Genomic DNA, 20,365 nt, shown 5'->3' with positions numbered 1-20,365 from the left:
GAGGGTCCCTGCAAGCCATGAAATGGCTGCGGGGGCCTCTTTTTTTAAATTTGTCGGATACGGCAGAAAACTGGTGAAAATGAAAGGGAAACCCTGAAACGAACGCTTACAATGGAACGGCCTCTGATTGTGGCTGTAATGGCGGGTCCGGTATAATGAACGGTATTAGCGTTGCACCGGACCTGTTAAACTCAAAAATTTAAACTGCAGGAGGGAACCTTTTCATTGAAGCAAAGCAAATTGAATAATGGTTGGTTATCGAATACCCGAACCGATATTCTGTCGGGAATGACGGTAGCCGTTGCGCTTATACCGGAGGCTATCGCCTTTTCGATTTTGGCGGGAGTCAGTCCGATGGTGGGCTTATACGCGTCGTTCTGTATTGCTGTCGTAACGGCAATCGCGGGAGGACGGCCCGGCATCATCTCCGCCGCGACGGGAGCGATGGCGCTGCTGGTCGGCAGCCTTGTCCTGAATCACGGAATCGAGTATTTGTTCGCGGCCACGATTCTCTGCGGCATTTTTCAGATTCTGATGGGTATGTTGAAGCTGGGACGCTTTATTACGTTTTTGCCGCAGCCGGTAATGACCGGTTTCGTAAACGCTCTGGCCATTCTTATCTTTATGTCGCAGCTGACCCATTTCAGCGGACAGGGCCCGCTTATGTATATTCTTGTTGCCCTGACCCTTATTATTATCTATACTGCGCCAAGATTGACGAAGGCTGTGCCTTCGGCTCTGATCGCGATTATTATCGTATCCTCGCTGACCATCTTTCTGCATCTTGATGTCAATACGGTGGGAGATATGGGGCATATAACGGCGTCCTTGCCGCTGTTCCATCTTCCGCAGGCGCCGCTTACGCTGGATACGCTGCTCATTATATTGCCGTATTCCCTGTCGCTTGCAGTCGTAGGGCTGCTTGAATCGCTGATGACAGCCACGCTTATAGACGATATCACCAGTACCGGGAGCGACAAGAACCGGGAAGCCAAGGGTCAGGGCCTGGCGAATATCGTGACTGGCTTCTTCGGAGGAATGGCGGGCTGCGCCATGATCGGCCAGTCGATGGTCAATATGAAATCCGGCGGCCGCACGCGGCTGTCCACCTTTGTGTCGGGCATCTTTTTGCTCTTCCTGATTCTGGTGCTTGGGGATGTGGTCAAGCAGATCCCGATGGCCGCGCTGGTCGGTGTCATGATCATGGTGTCGGTGAGCACCTTTGAGTGGGGCTCGCTGAAATCACTTGTCCGCGTTCCGCTGAGCGATGCGCTCGTCATGCTCGTTACCGTCATATCGGTTGTGGCTACGCATAATCTGTCCATCGGCGTGCTTCTCGGCGTGCTGTTGAGCGCTCTGACTTTTGCCTGGAAGATGGCTTCCATCCGCATGATGGTAGGAACGGATAACGGCACGAGGACATACACCGTATCGGGTCAGCTGTTCTTCGGCACGATGAGTCATTTTATCAATGAATTCGGTTATGAGACCGATCCGGACAACATTGTCATCGATTTCTCGCATTCGCATATTTGGGATCAATCGGCGGTGAACGCCATCGCAAGGACCATGGAGAAGTATGAACAGCACGGTAAAAAAGTAATGATCGTAGGCATGAACGAAGAAAGCTCCAGGCTCGTAAGCCGGGTAGGATTACGGATGACTGGCGGCCACTAACGTTAGTTGTACCAACGACGTCCCTTTATAGGGGCGTTTTTTTAATTTTGTCATACACAGAATGCGACCTTTTACTCATCCCAGTCGTATACTTGGTTATAGCGGAAGGCCGGCAGAACCGGGCAGAGTGACTTTGGACGCCGAAACAGCATCCCGCTTCGGGGCTTCCCGCAAAACATTAGGGGGAATGTTTGTGAATATGGCAACCAATCCAAAGCTGCGATCGTTTCGTTCCGGAAGAATCATCGGCGCTGTCGCGGCCGGGCTTATCGTGCTGCTGATCGGGGGGAATGCATTTTCCTCGGTCGAATACGGGCATGTAGGGCTGTACAAGACGTTCGGGAAGCTGAACGACAATGTTTTATCACCGGGGATTCATTTCAAGCTTCCGTTTATCCAGACCATCATCCAGGTCAACACGCAGGTAACCAAGGCGGAAACCGACACCTCGGCTTCGTCGAAGGATCTTCAGCCCGTATCAACGCATGTAGCGGTGAACTATTCGGTGAACAAGGAGTCGGCGTACAATCTGATGAACAATATCGGCGGCAACTTCGATTCGGTGATCATCAATCCGGCCATTCAGGAAATCGTCAAGGAAGTTACGGCCAGGTATCCTGCGGAGGACCTTATTACCCGCCGCGACGTGGTTGCCGGCGAGATTAGCGATCATTTGAAGAACCGGCTGGCAAAATACGATTTGATTGTGAACGACATCAACATTGTCAATTTCAAATTCTCCGAAGCGTTTAACGATTCGATTGAAGCAAAACAGGTGGCCCAGCAGCAGGCGCTGAAAGCGGAGAACGATCTGAAGCGGATCGAAATCGAGGCCAAGCAAAAAATCGCCCAGGCTCAGGCCGAAGCCCAGTCGCTTAAACTGAAGAAGCAGGAAGTGACGCCCGAGCTGGTACAGCTGAAGCAGATCGAGGTCCAGGAAAAAGCGCTCGATAAATGGGACGGGAAACTGCCGTCCGTTACCGGAGGCGCGACTCCGTTTATTGACCTCAATTCTCTGGCCGGAAAATAATCCGGTATAAGTCCGGTGCGTTATTCCCCCGGCTTTGACCCTAAACAAAGAACCTCCGATAACGGCTAGACGCCGCCGGAGGTTCTTTGTTAATAGTTGTAGAAGGCCATTTAATATTGAAAAAGAACGGTCGGAAGCTGCCAGCCGGCTCCCACCGACCAGAAGAAAATGTAATCGCCCCGTTTGATGCTCCCGTGTTCAATGCCCCGCTGCAGCGCAATAAAAGGGCTGCTTGTCCCCGTATAGCCAAACTCGTCTCCCACATAGATGAATTTATCCATATCGGCGCCCAGCTTTTCGCAGATCAGCTCGATATTTTTCAGCGAGAACTGCGACAGGCAGAAGGCTGCAATGTCGTCCAGAGTCAGCCCGTTGCGCCGCATCACTTCCTCGATATCGGCCGCTGCCGGTTCAACCACGCAGGTGCCGTCAAACGGCTTCCAGGAAATCCGTATTTGCTCAGGTGTCATTTCGGGGTTATAGATATTGGACAGGCCGCATGCCGGGAACATGATATTCTCGCAGTCATCGGAATCGGTATAGTACAAGGAGTCAATGAAGCCCGGTCCTTCGGCGCGGCGCTCCAAAATGACGGCTGCCGCGGCATCTCCGAAATTGGGTAATGTGATTTCATCTTCGGGGTTGCAGTTCACCGAGCTGAGGTCGCTTCCTACGACCAGAGCATAGCGAACATGGGGGTTCGACTGCATATAACGGCTAGCCTGTTCTACCGCAGCCACCATGCCAGCGCAGTTCGCGTTGGAGTCGAGTGTAATCGTGCGGGATTTGCCGCGAAGCATATGATGCAGCAGCAGCGCGTTGGTAGGATATGTATATTCCGGCGTCTGAGACGAGAAGACAATCATATCAAGGTCCTCGCTTGCAATTCCGGCATCCGAAAGCACCTTCCTCGCAGCCTGATACCCCATGGTCAGCGCGTTCTCTCCTTCGGCGGCGATATATCTCTGCTCCCTGCCCATCACTTGCAAAAAGCGGGCAATATCCTTGCCTCTGCTTTTAAAATGATTCAAATAATAATCGTTGTGCACGACTTTTTCCGGGTGATAATAGGCGGCCTGGCGAATCGCAATATGCTCCAGAGGAAACACCTCCCTAGACCTCTCTGATCTCGTAATTCGCAAGGTTAGTCGTACGCGCTATACGGCCAAGCTGCATTTTGAGAACAGGATTTTTGGCAATCGTAAAGACGACGTTCTTGAAGCCCGATTCCTTGTACATCAAGTAGCACTGTTCCAGCATGGGGACGACCCCGGGAGCGGTGACGTTCAGCGTCGTGCAATCCAGCACGATATCGTAATCTTTAGGATTGAACTTGCTTACGGAATCGTTGTAGGCAGCAACGAAACGTGCGGCATCTTCCTGTGAGAAAGAACCTTCCACGACAACATTCAGCGCGCGCGAAGCCGGACTGGTTTCGAATTTAAAGCTTCCCATTTGATGTGACAATCTCCTCTCTCTATTAAAAATAGAATTAAAAATTGAAATATATCGAAAATTTGAGGACACTTGCTACATTATACCTATATTTTCTAATTCGGAAAAGACAACAATTAACAAAAAATTCATTTCAGTCGAAATTTTGCTAATTTCTCTGGGCCGTTTTATCCATCGGTTTTGATAATCCGGGATAAAGTGCCTGGCGAGCTGTCCTTCAAAGCCGTCTGCTTTGCAAAAAGGAGCCTAGTTGGTATGATTACAGGGAGTGAGCAAATCACTATCTACGTTATGGAGGAAATTGTATATGAGTGTAACCAACCTGACTCGGATGATCGATCATACGCTGCTTAAAGCGGATGCCCGTAAAGAAGATATTGTAAAACTGGCCGAGGAAGCCAAAAGCTACAAGTTCGCCTCCGTATGCGTCAATCCGGCCTGGGTTTCCGTCGCCCATGAAGTGCTCAAGGATACGCCGGAGGTGAAGGTATGCACCGTAATCGGCTTTCCGCTGGGAGCTTCGACGCCGGAGACCAAGGCTTATGAAACGGCGAACGCTATCGCTAACGGAGCGGAAGAGGTCGATATGGTCATCAATATCGGCGCACTTAAAGACGGTGACGACGAGCTGGTGAAGCGCGATATCGCCGCCGTGGTGGAAGCCGCCCGCGGAAAGGCGCTGACCAAGGTCATTATCGAGACCAGTCTGCTTACGGAAGAAGAGAAGGTCCGCGCCTGCAAGCTGTCGGTGGCAGCCGGAGCTGATTATGTGAAGACATCGACCGGCTTCTCCACCGGCGGCGCGACCAAGGAGGATATTGCGCTCATGCGCAGAACCGTTGGGCCGGACATCGGGGTCAAGGCCTCCGGCGGAGTTCGCAGCGCGGAAGACGCCCTGGCGATGGTCGGAGCGGGAGCCAGCCGGATCGGAACGAGCGGCGGCGTCGCGATTGCCAAAGGCGAGCAGAATATTGCCGGATATTGATCGTTTTACGCGCTGGACAAGCTGCGGCTATAAGAGGAAAAGCCTCTTTGGCCGCGGCTTTTTTTATAATTTGTAACTTTTCTTATAATTCTCAGCGGGATAATAAGAATAAGTCTTTTCAAACGGAATTCTTTGTGAGAGAATAGGGAAAAAAAGGGAGGAATCGAATATGCCAGAACAAAACAGCCTTTCATTTGAAACCCTAGCCGTCCATGCCGGACAGCAAATCGACCCGACTACATTTTCCCGCGCCGTTCCGCTGTATCAAACCACCTCTTACGGCTTCCGCGATGCGGAGCATGCCGCCAATCTGTTCGGGCTTCAGGAATTCGGTAACATTTATACGCGCCTGATGAATCCGACGACCGATGTGTTCGAGCAGCGGATTGCGGCGCTGGAAGGCGGCGCGGCGGCTCTTGCGACCGCTTCGGGTGCTGCTGCGATTTCCTTCTCTATTCTGAACATCGCCGGAGCCGGAGACGAAATCGTATCCTCTTCAAGCCTGTACGGGGGGACCTACAACCTGTTCTCCACGACGCTTCCGAAGCTTGGCATCAATGTCCATTTCGTCGATTCGGCTAACCCGGACAATTTCCGCAGCGCCATCACCGAGAATACCAAAGCGCTATATGCGGAAACGATCGGCAACCCGCGGGGCGATGTGCTGGATATCGAAGCGGTGGCAGCCATCGCGCATGAGCACGGCATACCGCTCATCGTCGACAATACGTTCCCAAGCCCGTATCTGCTTCGGCCGATCGAGCACGGAGCCGATATTGTCGTTCATTCGGCAACGAAGTTCATCGGCGGCCACGGTACCTCCATCGGCGGCGTAATCGTGGACGGAGGCAAATTCGACTGGAAAGCCAGCGGCAAATTTCCAGGTCTGACGGAGCCCGACCCCAGCTACCACGGACTGGTCTATACCGATGCCCTGGGCCCCATCGCCTATATCATCAAGGCGCGCGTCCAACTGCTTCGCGATATCGGCGCTTCGATCTCGCCATTTAATTCCTGGCTGCTGCTGCAAGGCCTCGAGACGCTGCATCTGCGGCTGGAGCGCCACAGCCAGAACGCCCTGCAGGTGGCCAAATTCCTGGAAGCCCACGAGGATGTGGAATGGGTAAGCTATCCGGGGCTGCCGAGCCATCCTTCCTATGAGCTTGCGCAGAAGTATTTGCCCAAAGGCCAGGGAGCGATCCTGACCTTCGGCATCAAGGGAGGAAGCGAAGCGGGCCGCAGAGTGATCGAGAATGTGAAGCTGTTCTCGCACCTGGCGAATGTCGGCGATTCCAAGTCGCTGATCATTCACCCCTCGAGTACAACCCATCAGCAGCTTTCCAGCGAAGAACAGCTGTCGGCGGGCGTGACCCCCGAGCTGATCCGCCTGTCGATCGGCACGGAAGCGATTGAAGACATTTTAGGCGATTTGCAGCAGGCGATTGCAGCCAGCCGGGGAGTAATCGCCGGATAAGATAGACGCCTGCCGGCCGGATGTTAAATCACCCTTAAAGGGAAGACCCGTACTTGCATATTTCATGCTCCGTCTCCGTATTCATGTAGAGAGACCGCAAGAAGGATAACAGCCGGATGGCCGCTTAGGCGGCGTCCGGCTACAAACCATAACCGATAAGGTAGGTGCAAAGATGGGGGATAAACAACGGCAGGATAGTGTACGAAAAGGCGTGGAATACCCGTATTCATCCGGAACGGCTGCGGAAATGCCGGCTGGCACGGAAGACCCGTATCTGCCGCCTTTTTTACGTGGAGCCCGTCCGGCTTTCCTTGTACTCCCGGAGGGCCGGGAGGATCGGCCGTTAACCCGCGAACCGGGCTCGGCTCCTGCAGGGCCCTGCCTGATCCGAAGCGAGGACTGGCTGACGCCTTTATCTTCATTGTTTGGCGATTGGCTGGCCGGCGGGGCCGGACCGGAAGCGGATCTGGCGCTTCGCCGGGTCCATTACCTGCTGCGCGACGAAGCCGCCTCGCTGCTGGGATCGGCGGACGGGGAATGGGTGGCGGTAAGCCTGCCCGTCGTCCCGGAGCTTGACTCCCGCCCGGACCGGCTCGCCGCGCTTCAGGACACACTGTTGGAAGCGCTTTTCACGGCGCTGGAGGACCGGCAGCGCGAGGGCGGCGACTGCCGCCTGGATCTGCTGGCGCCGTATCCCGCCAGCCCGGCCGAATTCGCCGCTGCGCGCGAATTCATGGAGTCGGTGGCCGAGCAGACCCTCGGCCACCGATTCGCGGCGGCGTGCCGCATCGGGGCGCTGATCGCCCCGGATGTCCATCCCGCCGCCGCGGCGGAAATCGGGCGCATCGCCGATTTCCTCGTGCTGGACGGCGCGGTGGACCGGTCCGCGCCGGAGGAGAGCGCCGCGGGCTTCGCTCCCGCGGCGGAGCGCATCCTCGCCGCCGTGCGGAGCATCAAGCCGGCGGCGGTTGTGCTCGCCGCGGGCGGTCCGGCGGCGGCGGAGCTGGCCGATCTGTACCGGATCGGGCTGAACGGGATTTTTTGCGGCGCCGCCCATCGGACCGAGGCGCTGCTTCGGGCGGCTTGCCTGGTCTGGATGGACCGGCATGAGAGCACGGATGCGGCCGCCGGCAGGCTGTAACAAGCGGTGCCCGGAACCGCGGTGATCATATTTTCCTTCTGCGTAAATTTCAAAGGGCAGGGGCTGTCCCCAACGTCATTTTTGGAGGATTGGCCCCACGCTTTAAACGAGAATTTTGGCTGTCTAAAAGGGCCTCAGCCTCCACATGATTGTGGAGGCTTGAGGTCATTTTTGCGTTCTTCCATCGGGCCAGAACATCTACTTCCGGGACCGCCAGAGGGGAGTGTTCAAGCAAAGTTTAAGCGCTTTTAGCTAAGGCAGCCGCCGCATTGTAAACGCCTCCCGGAAGCGCGTTGTTCGGGAGGCTCCGCAAAATTCGGGCTTGTACACCGGTTTACATTTTCCAGGGCGGGGTATATGATAACTATAAAGTTGCATCAAGGAAAACATTTTGTGCTGAAGAAACAATGATTATCATTCTCATTCACCATGCTGTCCCGGCGGAGCCGGGGCAGCATGTGTCATTATAAGGGCTGTAAGAATGGCTTTCATTATCATTAGCCCTAAAGTCCAATATCCAAATCAATTCATAAGGAAGGTGTCTGCGATGCAAGAAGCTACGAAATCCATGCCGCGCATCTCGTCGTACGACGAGCAGTTCAAGAAACCGGGAGCGCCCAAAGGAAGAAAATTCGATCCGAAGGCGATGCTTCAAAATACAGAAATGCAGGCTGCGCTGGGAAGCGGGCTGCTTATGCTTCTGGCCTGGATCCTTAGCGGCTGGTCGCCGGCGCTGTCCGTCTGCCTGTATGTCGTCTCCTATACGATAGGCGGCTGGATCAAAGCCAAGGAGGGAGTGAAGACCCTCGTCAAGGAACATGATCTCGACGTTAACCTGCTGATGATCGCGGCGGCGCTTGGGGCGGCGTCGATCGGATATTGGAACGAAGGGGCGATGCTGATCTTTATCTTTGCCCTTAGCGGTGCTCTGGAGAGCTATACGATGGACCGCAGCCGTAAGGACATCTCTTCGCTGATGGCGCTCAAGCCGGCGACAGCGCTGCGCATTGAGCAGGGAGCTATGAACGAAGTGGCGATAGACGACTTGGTCATCGGCGATCTGCTGCTGGTGCGCCCGGGCGAGCTGATTCCCGCCGACGGTACCGTGTACCGGGGCGAATCGTCGGTCGACCAGGCGTCGATTACAGGCGAATCGGTGCCTGTTGAGAAGTATTACGGGGATGAGGTATTTGCGGGTACGCTGAACGGCGAAGGCGCGCTGTATATCGAAGTCACGAAATCAGCAGAGCATACGCTGTTTGCCAAAATCGTCAAAATGGTGGAGGACGCTGAGTCCGAGGTTCCGGAGAGCCAGCGTTTCATCAAGAAGTTCGAGGCGATTTACGCCCGGATCGTAGTCGCGCTGACGCTTGCACTTATTTTCCTGCCTCCTTTTGTCCTGAACTGGTCCTGGAGCGACACGTTCTATAAAGCGATGGTCTTCCTCGTTGTCGCCTCGCCGTGCGCGCTGGTATCGTCCATTATGCCCGCGATGCTGTCCGCGATTTCTCGGAGCGCGCGCAAAGGCATTCTGTTCAAGGGCGGAGCGCATCTGGAAAATATGGCGCGCACCGCTGTCGTCGCTTTTGACAAAACGGGGACGTTGACGGAGGGCAAACCGGAAGTTACCGATTTTATCGTCGGTGAAGGATACCACCGGCTGGAGCTGCTGAGAGTGAGCGCCTCCATCGAGAGCATGTCCCGCCATCCTCTGGCCGAAGCGATTGTACGCGAAGCCGAGAATGAATGCCTGGAGATGTGGAGCGTACAGGATTCCCGCTCTCTGACCGGGTGGGGGGTCGAAGGCGTCGTTGCCGGAAAGCTGTGGAAGGTCGGCAAATCCAATATCCTGGATGAAGCGGGCACGGAGGACGGTAAGCCTGCGCTGCGGGCAGAAGATCTGGCATTCTGGAGAGAGCAGCGTGCGACCCTCGAGAAAGACGGCAAGACCGTATCCGTTATTCTGGACGGAGACCAAATTGCCGGCATGGTCGCGCTTATGGATACGATGCGCCCGCAGGCGGAGGAAGCGGTTCGTAAGCTGCAGGAGCTGGGCATCAAGGTGGCGATGCTGACCGGCGACCGGGCGGCCACGGCTCAGGCCATCGGTGTGAAGACGGGCGTTGATCTCGTCTTTGCCGATCTGCTGCCGGAAGACAAGGTGAAGCATATCGCCGCGCTGCGTGAGCAGTACGGCCATACGGTCATGGTCGGCGACGGGGTTAACGACGCACCGGCACTCGCGCAGGCGACAGTAGGCATGGGGATGGGCATGAAGGGCAGCGGCGCGGCGCTTGAAGTCGCGGATGTGGTGCTGATGAACGACAATATTGAAGAGATTGCGTCGACCATTTCGCTCGCCCGCCGCTCCCAGCGGATCGTGAAGCAGAATATGACCTTTGCCATCAGCGTCATCGCACTGCTGATTATCAGCAACTTTACCGAGGGAATCGCGCTTCCTTTCGGCGTCGTCGGTCATGAGGGCAGCACCATTCTCGTCATTTTGAACGGACTGCGGCTGCTGCGGTAATGAATCGATGGAGCAAAAGTTTTTAAAAATTAAATTGTTCACAAAATAGTTCCCGGATGACAAGTCTGGCATATTGACAATTTCACCCGTATCAATCATAATTGGTTCTACATTATAATAATTCTAAATAAGAGGAACACCCTGCCGTCCTTTGTACTCAAGCTTCCGAAGCCGGCGATCCCGCATCGCCTTCAGGCGTTCTTTTCCTGTAGAAATATAAGGCCAAGGGTAAGCGCGCAGCTTATAGATTGTACTATTTTACGAGCTCGCACTTCTATCGTTCCATAATTAAGGAGGATGTACTCATGTATAAATCCATTATTGTTGGTACCGGCCCTGCCGGACTGACTGCCGCTATCTACTTGGCACGCGCCAATCTGAATCCGCTGGTTATCGAAGGACCGCAGCCGGGAGGCCAGCTTACCACGACGACGGAGATCGAGAATTTTCCGGGATTTACGGATGGAATTCTGGGTTCGGAACTGATGGACAACATGCGGGCTCAGGCTGAGCGTTTCGGAGCGAAATTTGTCAGCGGCTGGGTCAACAGCGTGGAGTTGGGCGAGCGTCCCTTCAAGCTGAACGTTGAAGAAATGGGTACGCTTGAGACCGATACGCTGATCATCTCCACCGGTGCTACAGCGAAATACCTGGGCATTCCCGGTGAGCAGGACAATGTGGGCCGGGGCGTCAGCACCTGCGCGACCTGCGACGGCTTCTTTTTTCGGGGCAAGGAGATTATTGTGGTGGGCGGCGGCGACTCCGCGCTGGAGGAAGCCGGCTTCCTGACCCGTTTCGCCTCCAAAGTAACGCTGGTGCACCGCCGGAACGAACTCCGCGCATCCAAGATTATGCAGGACCGCGTCCGCGACAACGAGAAAGTGGAATGGGGTCTGAACCGCACACCGCTTGAAGTTCTGGCGGGAGATACCGGCGTAACCGGGCTGAAGGTGTTGAACAACGAAACCGGCGAAGAAGAGATCATTCCGGCAAGCGGCGTGTTCGTGGCGATCGGCCATCATCCGAATACGGCTTTCCTCGGAGGACAGATTACTACGGACGCGAACGGTTATATCGTGACGACACCAGGCACTTCCGAAACGAACATTCCGGGCGTATTCGCCTGCGGCGACGTGCAGGATACCCGGTACAGACAGGCCATTACGGCTGCTGGCAGCGGCTGCAAGGCGGCTATGGACGCTGAGAAATACATTGAGAGTCTTGAGCACAGCGCGGTAATGCTCTAATTTTCATCGGAGCGCGTCAGGTGTTATAATAACAACAAAAAAGAGATATTTGGGAGGTAACCTACTATGGAAAAAGTTGTGGTGTACACATCCACGAATTGTCCGCACTGCCGTCAGGTGAAGAGCTTTTTGAGCGAGAAGGGCATCTCTTACGAGGAGCGCAACATTGAGCAGAACGACGAATATGCGCAGCAGGTATGGGATATGGGCATGCGCGCCGTGCCTGTAACGGTGATCGGCGAACACAAAATCGTAGGCATGAACAAAACGCAGTTTGACAAGGTCCTTGCGGCTGCGCAATAATACAGCGATGCATGGCAAGAGGCGTCTTTCGGTTAACGAGAGGTGCCTTTTTTGCGTTTTTTGGGTGAAGATTTCAGCAAAGACATGCGTAAACCGGACTTGAAATCAAAATCCCGCCCGCCCTAGAAGCCTAAGTAATAGGGGCAATCGAGAGCTGGCAGATGCTTCGGGAAGAAATGCTACTGCTTGGCATTTGAAGGAGCCGGATAAAGCGGAATTCTTCCCTTCTATTCCTCAAAATGAAGTCCATTGGCGTGCCTGAGCTGGAAATTCTCCCTCATATATCGGTGTTTCAAAGGGAAACGAAGGAGTATCGGGAAATAAGCTGGAGTAATTCCGGTTCATTCGTGAAATCGGCGCTTTTTTCATAAATAAAAGGGAGGTTTTCCCGTTCAGGTTCGTGTCGGCTGCAAGGGGTATTCTCGTTCGTGTTAGTGGCAGCTTATGGGGGGGCTCTCGTGTGTTAGTGTAAGCTAAAAGGGGGATCTCCCGTTCATGTTCGTGGCTGCTACCAATGGAGGTTCTCCCTTCCATGTTCTTGACAGCAACCGAGGGAGGCTTCCCCCTCTTGTGTGGAAGTGGTAGCTGTAAAGGAGAGCCTGTCGTATAGTAGCTGCAAAAAAGGAGAGCTTGTCGTGCTAGTGGCAGCTAAAAGGGGGACCGGTCGTGGTTGTAATAGCTGCCATTGAGGTTGTCCCGCTCAGTTAAGCGGCAGGATTAAGGTTCAAATCGTTCCTTCGTTTTGCCCCGACCGGGCACTAGGCCGCAAGAAGCGACATTACGATCTGAAACAACGCATACACGGCGATGCCGCCTCCGATCAGCAGGAGTCCCGCTCTTCTTCTGGACTGAAAGAGACGCAGCACTCCGAGGCTGATCATAGGGGCGATGACGACCAGAAACAGCAGGACGGTGATGAACATCCGGATCGAAATGTCGGACGTATCGACATAGGTCATGAGCGTTCGCTCCCATTCGCTTGCAGGCTGCGCTCCCGGCTTGTATAAATTTTCAGCTGCTCCACCAGGGCTTCAACCGTCAGCCGATGAGTGGATAATGGCGTGCCATCGCACGCCGCCCCGAATACGCCGTAAGGAGTGGGAGAGGAGGGGATCAGCGCATTACGGTTGATCGGGTCTGCTATATCTTTGCTGATTTGATGGAGCGCGGAGGCGGCTTTGTCGACATTCTCGGTAATACTTTGAACATAGGGGCATTGGAACGCGCGCAGAAGAGTCAGCTGCTTGTAACGGTTTAACTGCTCCTCCCAGTCACAGGGGAAAAAAGGGTCATACGCGTTCGAATGAAGCTTGAGCGCTAGAAGCTCGTAGCCGCCCGGCACCTTGTCCACCGCTTTGAAGCCGTTGTTCAGGAAGATATCCTTGTAGGCTGTCCACGAATCTCCCGAATGGACAACCACGGCGATTCCTTGCTTGCCGAGTCTCTCCGATTCCTCCAGACAATAGCGGATCAGCCGGCTGTCGTACCCGTCACCGGGGCAGGCCCATAAACAATGGATCATCATATATAAATCGGCATGGACCATTCTTGAAAAATAGTAGGACTCCGCAAATTCGATAAATCCGCGCAGCCTTCCGTCACCCGTTACTTTTGCATAGCTTATATACTTTTCCAATTCGGGGCTTAACCAGTTGTTTTTCCGCTGGCAGCTTTCGGAATTGGGATTGTTTTGATAGCAGTAGCTTCCTTCCTTCTCGAGCTTCTCTCGTGATAAGGGTACAAGCTGTATCATGTCCGGTTCCGTCTCCTTTCCCATCCCAGGAAAACTTCCTCCTTTTATTATCGACAAAAAACTCCAAATTTGGAATGGCAAATCTGTGCATGTTTTTCAAACATTCTGAAGCGATTCGTTCACACCAGGCGCCGCAGGGGGCACCCGGATACTTCGTCTGCCGCCCCGGCCCTTATGAAGGAAGCCGTCATCGCCGATAATAGAGTAACGATACGCAAGTTTTTTTGTGAATTTTGGAGCTTAAGTAGCATTGGAAACGGGCCTGCCCGCATGTAATATATGGAAGAGCGCTTTGGGTATGATTTGGAGCGACGGAAAAATTCAGGCATCAGGGGGCTGAAGGAAGATGGGCAAATTGACTAAAACGGTGCTGCTGTGCATGCTCGCAGCCGCTGCCGTGCCGCCGGCCGTGTATTGGGGGATGGATTACGCCTATGCTGCAGCAAGCGGAAACGTAGTGCGTTCCGTCGGCGATATGACCCAGCGTCTGAGCGGAGCGATGAACAGCCGCAAGGAGAGTGTCACGTTTACATATGAGGGCAAGACCTCAAGCCTGAAGTCGCAAATTCAAACGGCGCTGGATCGGGCGATGTCGGGCGACCCCTATTTGAATTACATCGTGGATAGCTACAGCTATTCCTACCGGGGCGGGGCACGCTCTGCGGCCGTAAGCATCCGGCTTTCCTACCGCGAATCGCTTCAGCAGACCGCTTACGTCAACGGGCGGGTGAAGGCGATTTTGAGTAAGATTATCACTCCGGGAATGACAGGGGATGAGAAAGTCAAAGCGATCCACGACTGGGTGGTACTGAATCTGAAGTATGATACCACTTTCACCAAATTCACGGCGTATGAAGGGCTGAAAAGCGGCAGCGCTGTATGCCAGGGCTATTCGCTGCTGACCTACAAGCTCCTGAAGGGAGCCGGAATTGCGAATAAAATCGTCGAAGGCACCGCCTGGCAGGGGGGGACGGGCCAATCGCACGCCTGGAACCTGGTTCAATTAAACGGACGCTGGTACCACCTGGATACGACCTGGGATGATCCCACACCTGACCGGAAGGGGGCTGTCAGCACGGCTTACTATTTGCGCACCGACAATCAGATGCGCCGCGACCATACCTGGACGCGCGCCTATCCGGCGGCGGCTGTAGAATACTCACGCACGCTTAATGAATTGGCGCAAGCCGGGGGAGAGAAGCGGGCGGTCTATCAGAAGCTGCAGCGGGAGCTGCGGTACGATTTATATGAGGAGAGCGCCGTTGTCGATACTGCGGCTGAACTGACCCGTCTGGCGCAGCAGGCGCGGAGCGCGGGAGAAGCTTCGCTGCTGCTGCGTTACGGCGGAAGCGAGAACAGGCTGGTGAGCGATCTGCGGCAGCTGTACAAGGCAGGCTTCACAAGCTTGAGCTACAAGGCCTCCTCATTCGAAGATACAGGAGATTTGAAGGTTGAGCTCTTCTGGCAATAGTCCGGAAAATAAAAAAAGATCGCCCTTCCATCCGTCCTTAAAGGACGCCCGGAAGGGCGATTTTTCATTTAAGCAGGGCAGGGGTTGCCCGTTGCCCGGAGCAGCTCATCTGCGTCCGCGTTCCGCCATCTGCTGCCAGACGGTTCCGGCCGCTTCCTCGCCGGATTCGATGCGTTCCAGCGCCATGCGCGCCTGGAGCCCGACTTCGAACTCGGGATCGCTAACCGCCGCTTCCAGCGCCTCGCGCGCTTCGGACGTGCCGACTTCGTACAGGAAGCGGGCGGCGCGCCAGCGGACGATTTTGCTGTCGTCCTTCAGCGCGCCGATCATGACCGGCGTGGCCGCTGGATCGCCGATGTCGGAGAGGGTGTCGCCGGCGGTACGCCGAACGGCCGGAGCCTTATCCCGCATCGCCTCGTACAGCAGCTCCAACGCTTCGGGTGTGCGCAGATCGCCGAGGTAAACGACGGCCAGCCGGCGGATCTGCAGCTTCGGATCGCGCAGGGCCGCGGCGATGTGCGGCAGCAGCTCCGGCGAAGGCGTCAAATCCTCCAGCGCCGCGTAGCGCACGCGCCAGTCTTCGCTCGCCAGGTCTTGCAGCAGTTCGTCCTGCCCGCGCTTTCGGCGCTGCTCGACGAACTCGCCGCCCGCGGCCCCATGCTCGATCGCCTGCTTCACGAGCGAATCAAGACGCTCCTGCGGATAAGCGGCCTCGAGCTCCTGCTCGACCTCGCGGGCAATGTCCTTCGGATCGCCGTAGCGGACGCCGTAATCGCTAAGCTTGCGCTCCTTGATGAGGACGGCGCTCGCGACATCCGTCACCGCCTTGGTGAACCGCGGCGACAGCGCGATGCGCTCCTCGCTTGCTCCGGTCTTGACCCGGATCTGCATCGGGATGGCGCGGAACATCTGGACGAATACCTGCGCCTCCCCGAAGTGCGCACCTGCATTCTCATCCGTCAGGCTCCAGTCAGTCTCCCCGGATGCTTCACCGCCGAAGCGGGACTGCACCTCGCGGAGGATCGCCGCCCAATCCGCAGATGGCTTGCGCTCAATCGCCGCGAAATCGGCGGTATGAAAGACGCTCGTCACGCCCGGAATGGACAGCATCTCCCGCGCCCAGTTTGGCGCCGAGCGCAGGGTCTCCGGCGTATAGGTTCGGCGTACCCCATGCTCGAGACTTTCATCCAGATGAAGCTTCATCGTATGAGGACTCGGCGTCGGTTCAATAAATGTGATCTTCATTCGGGTAAAACCTCCTTAAAGGCGGCAGCGCCGCAAAAGATATACGAAAGGTTGTATCCGCATTTTACATCAAATTTGAATGAAAACACAAAGCAGGGCGGAGGAGGAAACGGAAGGGGCAAATCTGGTAAAATTGAAGCATCCGTGTTTTAAGACGTTCAAGGAGAGAAACCGCCATGCCCAAAATCCACTATAGCAATATGGATAATATCAGCGTCGTCAAAACGTTCAAGGAAATCCGCCAGTGGCGCGAAGAGCGGCGGCGAAAGGTTAAAGACCTCTCGTTCGTCGTTCCCAGTGTACCTCCGCAGCTGGCCTATCTGGGTGCAAACCGGCAGGATACCACGATAACCTGGATCGGCCATTCGACGTTTTTTATTCAATATGAAGGAATGAACATCATCACCGACCCGGTTTGGGCCCAAAGATTGGGTCTGGAAAAACGGCTGGTGCCGCCGGGAATGGCGATTGGTGATGTGCCGCCCGTTGACCTGATCCTCATCTCCCACTCCCACTATGACCACATGCATGTGGCGTCGATCCGGAGGTTGTACCATGCGAAGACGACCGTGGTCGTACCCGCGGGGCTTGGACGGAAAATGCAGCGCAAAGGCTTCCGGAACTGCGTGGAAATGCAGTGGTGGGAAAGCCTGAATTTCGGCGGCATCAAGCTGTCCTTCGTACCGACCCAGCACTGGACGCGGCGGACGCCTTTTGATACGAATACCTCGCACTGGGGCGGCTTCGTTCTGGAGCCCGCGCGGCCGGAGCGGCTTGCCGAGGCAGGGGAGCAGGGAGGCGAGGGCGGGCATAAGCTGCCGCCCAATCTGTATTTTGCCGGGGACAGCGGTTATTTCCCGGGATTCAAGGAGATTGGAAGGCGCTTCAAGGTGCATATCGCCATGATGCCGATCGGCGCGTACGAGCCGGAATGGTTCATGGCCTCGCAGCATGTAAATCCGGAGGAGGCGGTGCAGGCGTTTCTCGATGTGGGCGCGGAGACGATGATTCCGATGCATTACGGCGCGTTCCGGCTCGCCGACGATACGGCGCGCGAAGCGCTGGGCCGGATGGAAGCGGCACACAAGGAGCGCGGCCTCGCCGGGGAGCGGATTCGGACGCTCGGAAATGGCGAGACGCTCGTAATTCATCCCGAGGAGCGCTAAAGCCGGAGCGGGAATGGGAGCCATGACCCGAAATCCCTCCACTTTATGGCCCAATTTTGCTCTTTTCGCGGTAAATCAAGGAGTTTACGGGCTTTTCGGTGCGTTTTTGTGCTATAATATGCCGGAAACCTATGTGTAAAGGATGGTATGAGCAAATGATCAGCACAAGCGGCGTGACTCTCCGTTACGGAAAACGCGCACTTTTTGAAGATGTAAATATAAAGTTCACTCCAGGGAACTGCTACGGCCTGATCGGAGCCAACGGCGCCGGCAAATCGACGTTTCTGAAAATTCTGTCCGGTGAAATCGAAGCCAACTCCGGCGAAGTTCATATCACGCCAGGCGAACGCATGGCCATATTGAAGCAGAACCACTTCGAATATGACGAAAACCAAGTGCTGGAAACGGTCATTATGGGCCACGCGCGCCTGTATGACATTATGAAGGAGAAGGACGCGCTCTACGCGAAGTCCGACTTCTCCGAAGCCGACGGTCTGCGCGCCGGCGAGCTGGAAGGCGAATTCGCCGAGCTGAACGGCTGGGACGCTGAACCGGATGCCGCCGCGCTCCTGATCGGCCTCGGTATTCCGCGCGACCTGCATGACAAGAAAATGGCGGAGCTCAGCGGCAACGAGAAGGTACGGGTGCTGCTGGCCCAGGCGCTGTTCGGCCGTCCGAACAACCTGCTCCTTGACGAACCTACCAACCACTTGGATCTCGAATCGATTGGCTGGCTGGAGAACTTCCTCATGGACTATGAAGGCACCGTTATTGTCGTATCCCATGACCGTCACTTCCTGAACAAAGTATGTACGCATATCGCGGACATCGACTTCGGCAAAATCCAGATGTATGTCGGCAACTACGACTTCTGGTACGAGTCCAGCCAGTTGGCCCTCCAACTGCAGCGGGAATCCAACAAGAAGAAGGAAGAGAAGATCAAGGAGCTGCAGGCGTTTATTCAGCGCTTCTCGGCCAATGCCTCGAAATCGAAGCAGGCGACGTCGCGGAAGAAGCAGCTCGATAAGATCACGCTGGACGACATCCGTCCGTCCAACCGGAAATATCCGTTCCTGAACTTCAAGCCGGAGCGCGAAGCGGGCAAGCAGCTGCTTACCGTCACCAGCCTGACGAAGTCGATCGAAGGCGAGAAGGTGCTGGACGAAGTCGGCTTTGTCGTCAACAAAGGCGACAAGATTGCCCTCGTCGGCCCGAACGGGCTGCCGAAATCGACGCTGTTCGATGTTATCATGGGCGAAACGGAGGCGGAGTCGGGCGAATACACCTGGGGCGTCACGACCTCCCAGGCCTATTTCCCGAAAGACAACTCCAAATATTTTGACGGTGTGGAGCTGAACCTCGTGGAATGGCTGCGCCAATACTCGAAGGACCAGGACGAGACGTTCCTGCGCGGCTTCCTGGGCCGTATGCTGTTCTCCGGCGAAGAAGCTCTGAAGAAGGCAAGCGTATTGTCCGGGGGCGAGAAGGTGCGCTGCATGCTGGCGAAGATGATGCTGAACGGCGCGAACGTGCTTGTCTTCGACGAGCCGACGAACCACTTGGACCTCGAATCCATCACAGCGCTGAACAACGGGCTGATCGACTTCGACGGCACGATTCTGTTCACTTCGCATGACCATCAGTTTATCCAGACGATCGCCAACCGGATTATCGAAATTACGCCGAACGGCATTATCGACCGCGTGATGAGCTACGACGAGTACCTGGAAAGCGACGAGATCAAAGAACTCCGCCAGCGGATGTATCCGGTGGAAGTGTAAGCGCGCGGATGCGCATAAACAAGGAAGCTCCCAAAGCCTTTCGGCTGCGGGAGCTTCCTTGTTTTTGATATTGAGCACAGGGGGATACATGTTAAAGAGACGATGCCACGTATTTTGGCATGCGCGCTTGTAAGCCGCCCCGGCTTCTTGCTTACGAGATCGTACGGGCGATGACCCGGGCAATCGAGGAATCGGCATCGATATTGAGCGGGAGGGCAATGATTTCAAAACGCGGTATCCCGCGAAGCAGATGGAGATTGGCCAGATTTTCGATAATCGGGATTTTATGCCTGAACAGCAGCCGATGGATGTCAAACGGATATTGTTCGACCGAAGGGGTGTCGACCCCGATCATTTTAACCTTGCTGCGGATCAGCATTTCCGCGAATTCAAGCGTAAGCACCGGGTGGTCCGTGTAGTAATCAGGCTCTCCGAAATGTGCTCCGTGGCCGGTATGGACGAGAACAATTTGCCCTTCGGAGACGGCCTGCTCATACTCCGGTTTGTTCCCGATCCTTCCGTTGCCGCACGCATCCAGCAGACAGCCTTCGCCGATAAAGACATCCAGCGGATATTCATTGATGTACTCCGTGCAGTCCGTCATATGCATATGTCCGTCGATATGGGTTCCCGAGTGCATGCCGATGGTCAGCAAATAGTTGTTGTAGCCGTCCCGGCGATATTCGGCGGACCTGGCAAGCCTGGTTTCAGGATCGCCCGGATAGGCCGGTAGCCCGTCCCGAATAGGCTGGGTCAGATCAATGATCATCGTCAGTCTGTCCGGTCAGGACCCGCCGGTGCGGCGGCGCTGGTTATTCGGTTTTTTGTTGTTCTGGGTTTTAAACGTCTTGGCTGCGCCGGCTTGAAAACCGCCCGGTTTGGAGTTGTTCTGCTGCTTCTTCTGCTCGAGCTTTTGCCGGATGGCATCGGCGAGATTGATTTTGGGCTTGTCGCTGCTCTCGGTCATTTGCGTTAATCCTCCTTGAAGCTTGTAATGAGAATATTTTAATGGTTTTTGAAAACGCCGACAAGGGCAAGAATAGTTATAGCGTCTTTGATTGAAGCTTCTCTATGCGAGGCGAGCTTTGCGGCAGGGCAACACTGTTG

At 55.2% G+C, this 20,365-nt stretch carries 18 protein-coding genes; 11 read left to right on the top strand and 7 right to left on the bottom strand.

Going from position 1 to position 20,365, the window contains the following annotated elements; all coding sequences use genetic code 11:
• Positions 1-225: 225 nt before the first annotated feature.
• Both G5B47_RS22570 and G5B47_RS22565 read left to right on the top strand, forming a co-directional pair.
• A complete protein-coding gene (locus G5B47_RS22570) occupies positions 226-1,677 on the top strand; it encodes a SulP family inorganic anion transporter (RefSeq protein WP_165103166.1) in 1,452 nt (483 codons plus the stop codon).
• A 199-nt stretch (positions 1,678-1,876) separates the two neighbouring features.
• Positions 1,877-2,707, top strand: a complete 831-nt coding sequence (locus G5B47_RS22565) for a prohibitin family protein (protein ID WP_165103163.1) — start codon at positions 1,877-1,879, stop codon at positions 2,705-2,707.
• A gap of 110 nt (positions 2,708-2,817) precedes the next feature.
• Here G5B47_RS22565 and G5B47_RS22560 read toward each other — a convergent pair whose 3' ends face one another.
• On the bottom strand, positions 2,818-3,807 hold the full coding sequence (locus G5B47_RS22560) for a ketoacyl-ACP synthase III (protein ID WP_235957316.1): 990 nt from the start codon (positions 3,805-3,807) through the stop codon (positions 2,818-2,820).
• 13 nt (positions 3,808-3,820) lie between these two features.
• Positions 3,821-4,162: a hypothetical protein gene (locus G5B47_RS22555; RefSeq protein WP_165103160.1), complete on the bottom strand. Its 342-nt coding sequence runs from the start codon at positions 4,160-4,162 to the stop codon at positions 3,821-3,823.
• A 307-nt stretch (positions 4,163-4,469) separates the two neighbouring features.
• On the opposite strand from G5B47_RS22555, the gene deoC reads away from it, so the two are divergent.
• From deoC to G5B47_RS22525, 6 genes are all read left to right on the top strand, one after another.
• On the top strand, positions 4,470-5,147 hold the full coding sequence (gene deoC, locus G5B47_RS22550) for a deoxyribose-phosphate aldolase (RefSeq protein ID WP_165103157.1): 678 nt from the start codon (positions 4,470-4,472) through the stop codon (positions 5,145-5,147).
• A 169-nt stretch (positions 5,148-5,316) separates the two neighbouring features.
• Entirely contained in the window at positions 5,317-6,621 is a 1,305-nt protein-coding gene (locus G5B47_RS22545; protein ID WP_165103155.1) for a homocysteine synthase, read from the top strand.
• Positions 6,622-6,793: 172 nt separating this feature from the next.
• Positions 6,794-7,762, top strand: coding sequence for a hypothetical protein (locus G5B47_RS22540; protein ID WP_165103152.1), 969 nt, complete (start codon positions 6,794-6,796; stop codon positions 7,760-7,762).
• 547 nt (positions 7,763-8,309) lie between these two features.
• Positions 8,310-10,292 carry a heavy metal translocating P-type ATPase gene (locus G5B47_RS22535; protein ID WP_165103149.1) on the top strand — a complete coding sequence of 661 codons (1,983 nt, stop codon included), beginning with the start codon at positions 8,310-8,312 and terminating at the stop codon, positions 10,290-10,292.
• A gap of 305 nt (positions 10,293-10,597) precedes the next feature.
• On the top strand, positions 10,598-11,539 hold the full coding sequence (gene trxB, locus G5B47_RS22530; RefSeq protein WP_165103146.1) for a thioredoxin-disulfide reductase: 942 nt from the start codon (positions 10,598-10,600) through the stop codon (positions 11,537-11,539).
• A gap of 66 nt (positions 11,540-11,605) precedes the next feature.
• Positions 11,606-11,842: a glutaredoxin family protein gene (locus G5B47_RS22525; protein ID WP_025336538.1), complete on the top strand. Its 237-nt coding sequence runs from the start codon at positions 11,606-11,608 to the stop codon at positions 11,840-11,842.
• 758 nt (positions 11,843-12,600) lie between these two features.
• Here G5B47_RS22525 and G5B47_RS22520 read toward each other — a convergent pair.
• Complete coding sequence (locus G5B47_RS22520) at positions 12,601-12,801, bottom strand: hypothetical protein (RefSeq protein ID WP_025336537.1); 201 nt, start codon at positions 12,799-12,801, stop codon at positions 12,601-12,603.
• Positions 12,798-13,619: a GNAT family N-acetyltransferase gene (locus G5B47_RS22515; RefSeq protein ID WP_165103143.1), complete on the bottom strand. Its 822-nt coding sequence runs from the start codon at positions 13,617-13,619 to the stop codon at positions 12,798-12,800. Before G5B47_RS22515 ends, G5B47_RS22520 begins: the two co-directional genes overlap by 4 nt.
• Before the next feature lie 322 nt (positions 13,620-13,941).
• On the opposite strand from G5B47_RS22515, the gene G5B47_RS22510 reads away from it, so the two are divergent.
• A complete protein-coding gene (locus tag G5B47_RS22510) occupies positions 13,942-15,066 on the top strand; it encodes a transglutaminase domain-containing protein (protein WP_165103140.1) in 1,125 nt (374 codons plus the stop codon).
• A 105-nt stretch (positions 15,067-15,171) separates the two neighbouring features.
• Here G5B47_RS22510 and G5B47_RS22505 read toward each other — a convergent pair whose 3' ends face one another.
• Positions 15,172-16,311 carry a virulence factor gene (locus G5B47_RS22505; RefSeq protein ID WP_165103137.1) on the bottom strand — a complete coding sequence of 380 codons (1,140 nt, stop codon included), beginning with the start codon at positions 16,309-16,311 and terminating at the stop codon, positions 15,172-15,174.
• 176 nt (positions 16,312-16,487) lie between these two features.
• Between G5B47_RS22505 and G5B47_RS22500 the strand changes: the two genes are divergently transcribed.
• A complete protein-coding gene (locus G5B47_RS22500; RefSeq protein WP_165103135.1) occupies positions 16,488-17,477 on the top strand; it encodes an MBL fold metallo-hydrolase in 990 nt (329 codons plus the stop codon).
• A 155-nt stretch (positions 17,478-17,632) separates the two neighbouring features.
• Positions 17,633-19,258 (top strand): ABC-F family ATP-binding cassette domain-containing protein, encoded by a 1,626-nt coding sequence (locus G5B47_RS22495; protein WP_025336532.1) that lies wholly within the window; start codon positions 17,633-17,635, stop codon positions 19,256-19,258.
• 151 nt (positions 19,259-19,409) lie between these two features.
• On the opposite strand, the gene G5B47_RS22490 is transcribed toward G5B47_RS22495, so the two are convergent.
• Both G5B47_RS22490 and G5B47_RS22485 read right to left on the bottom strand, forming a co-directional pair.
• Positions 19,410-20,027: a cyclase family protein gene (locus G5B47_RS22490; RefSeq protein WP_165103132.1), complete on the bottom strand. Its 618-nt coding sequence runs from the start codon at positions 20,025-20,027 to the stop codon at positions 19,410-19,412.
• A gap of 15 nt (positions 20,028-20,042) precedes the next feature.
• The gene (locus G5B47_RS22485; RefSeq protein ID WP_025336530.1) at positions 20,043-20,225 is read right to left on the bottom strand and encodes a hypothetical protein; all 183 of its coding nucleotides are present in this window, start codon (positions 20,223-20,225) and stop codon (positions 20,043-20,045) included.
• Positions 20,226-20,365 lie beyond the last annotated feature (140 nt).

The organism is Paenibacillus apii, assembly GCF_011043685.1.
Classification (GTDB): Bacteria; Bacillota; Bacilli; order Paenibacillales; family Paenibacillaceae; genus Paenibacillus_AQ; species Paenibacillus_AQ sabinae.
The sequence above is the reverse complement of the archived record's forward strand: the minus strand, read 5'-3'. Positions and strand labels throughout refer to the sequence as shown.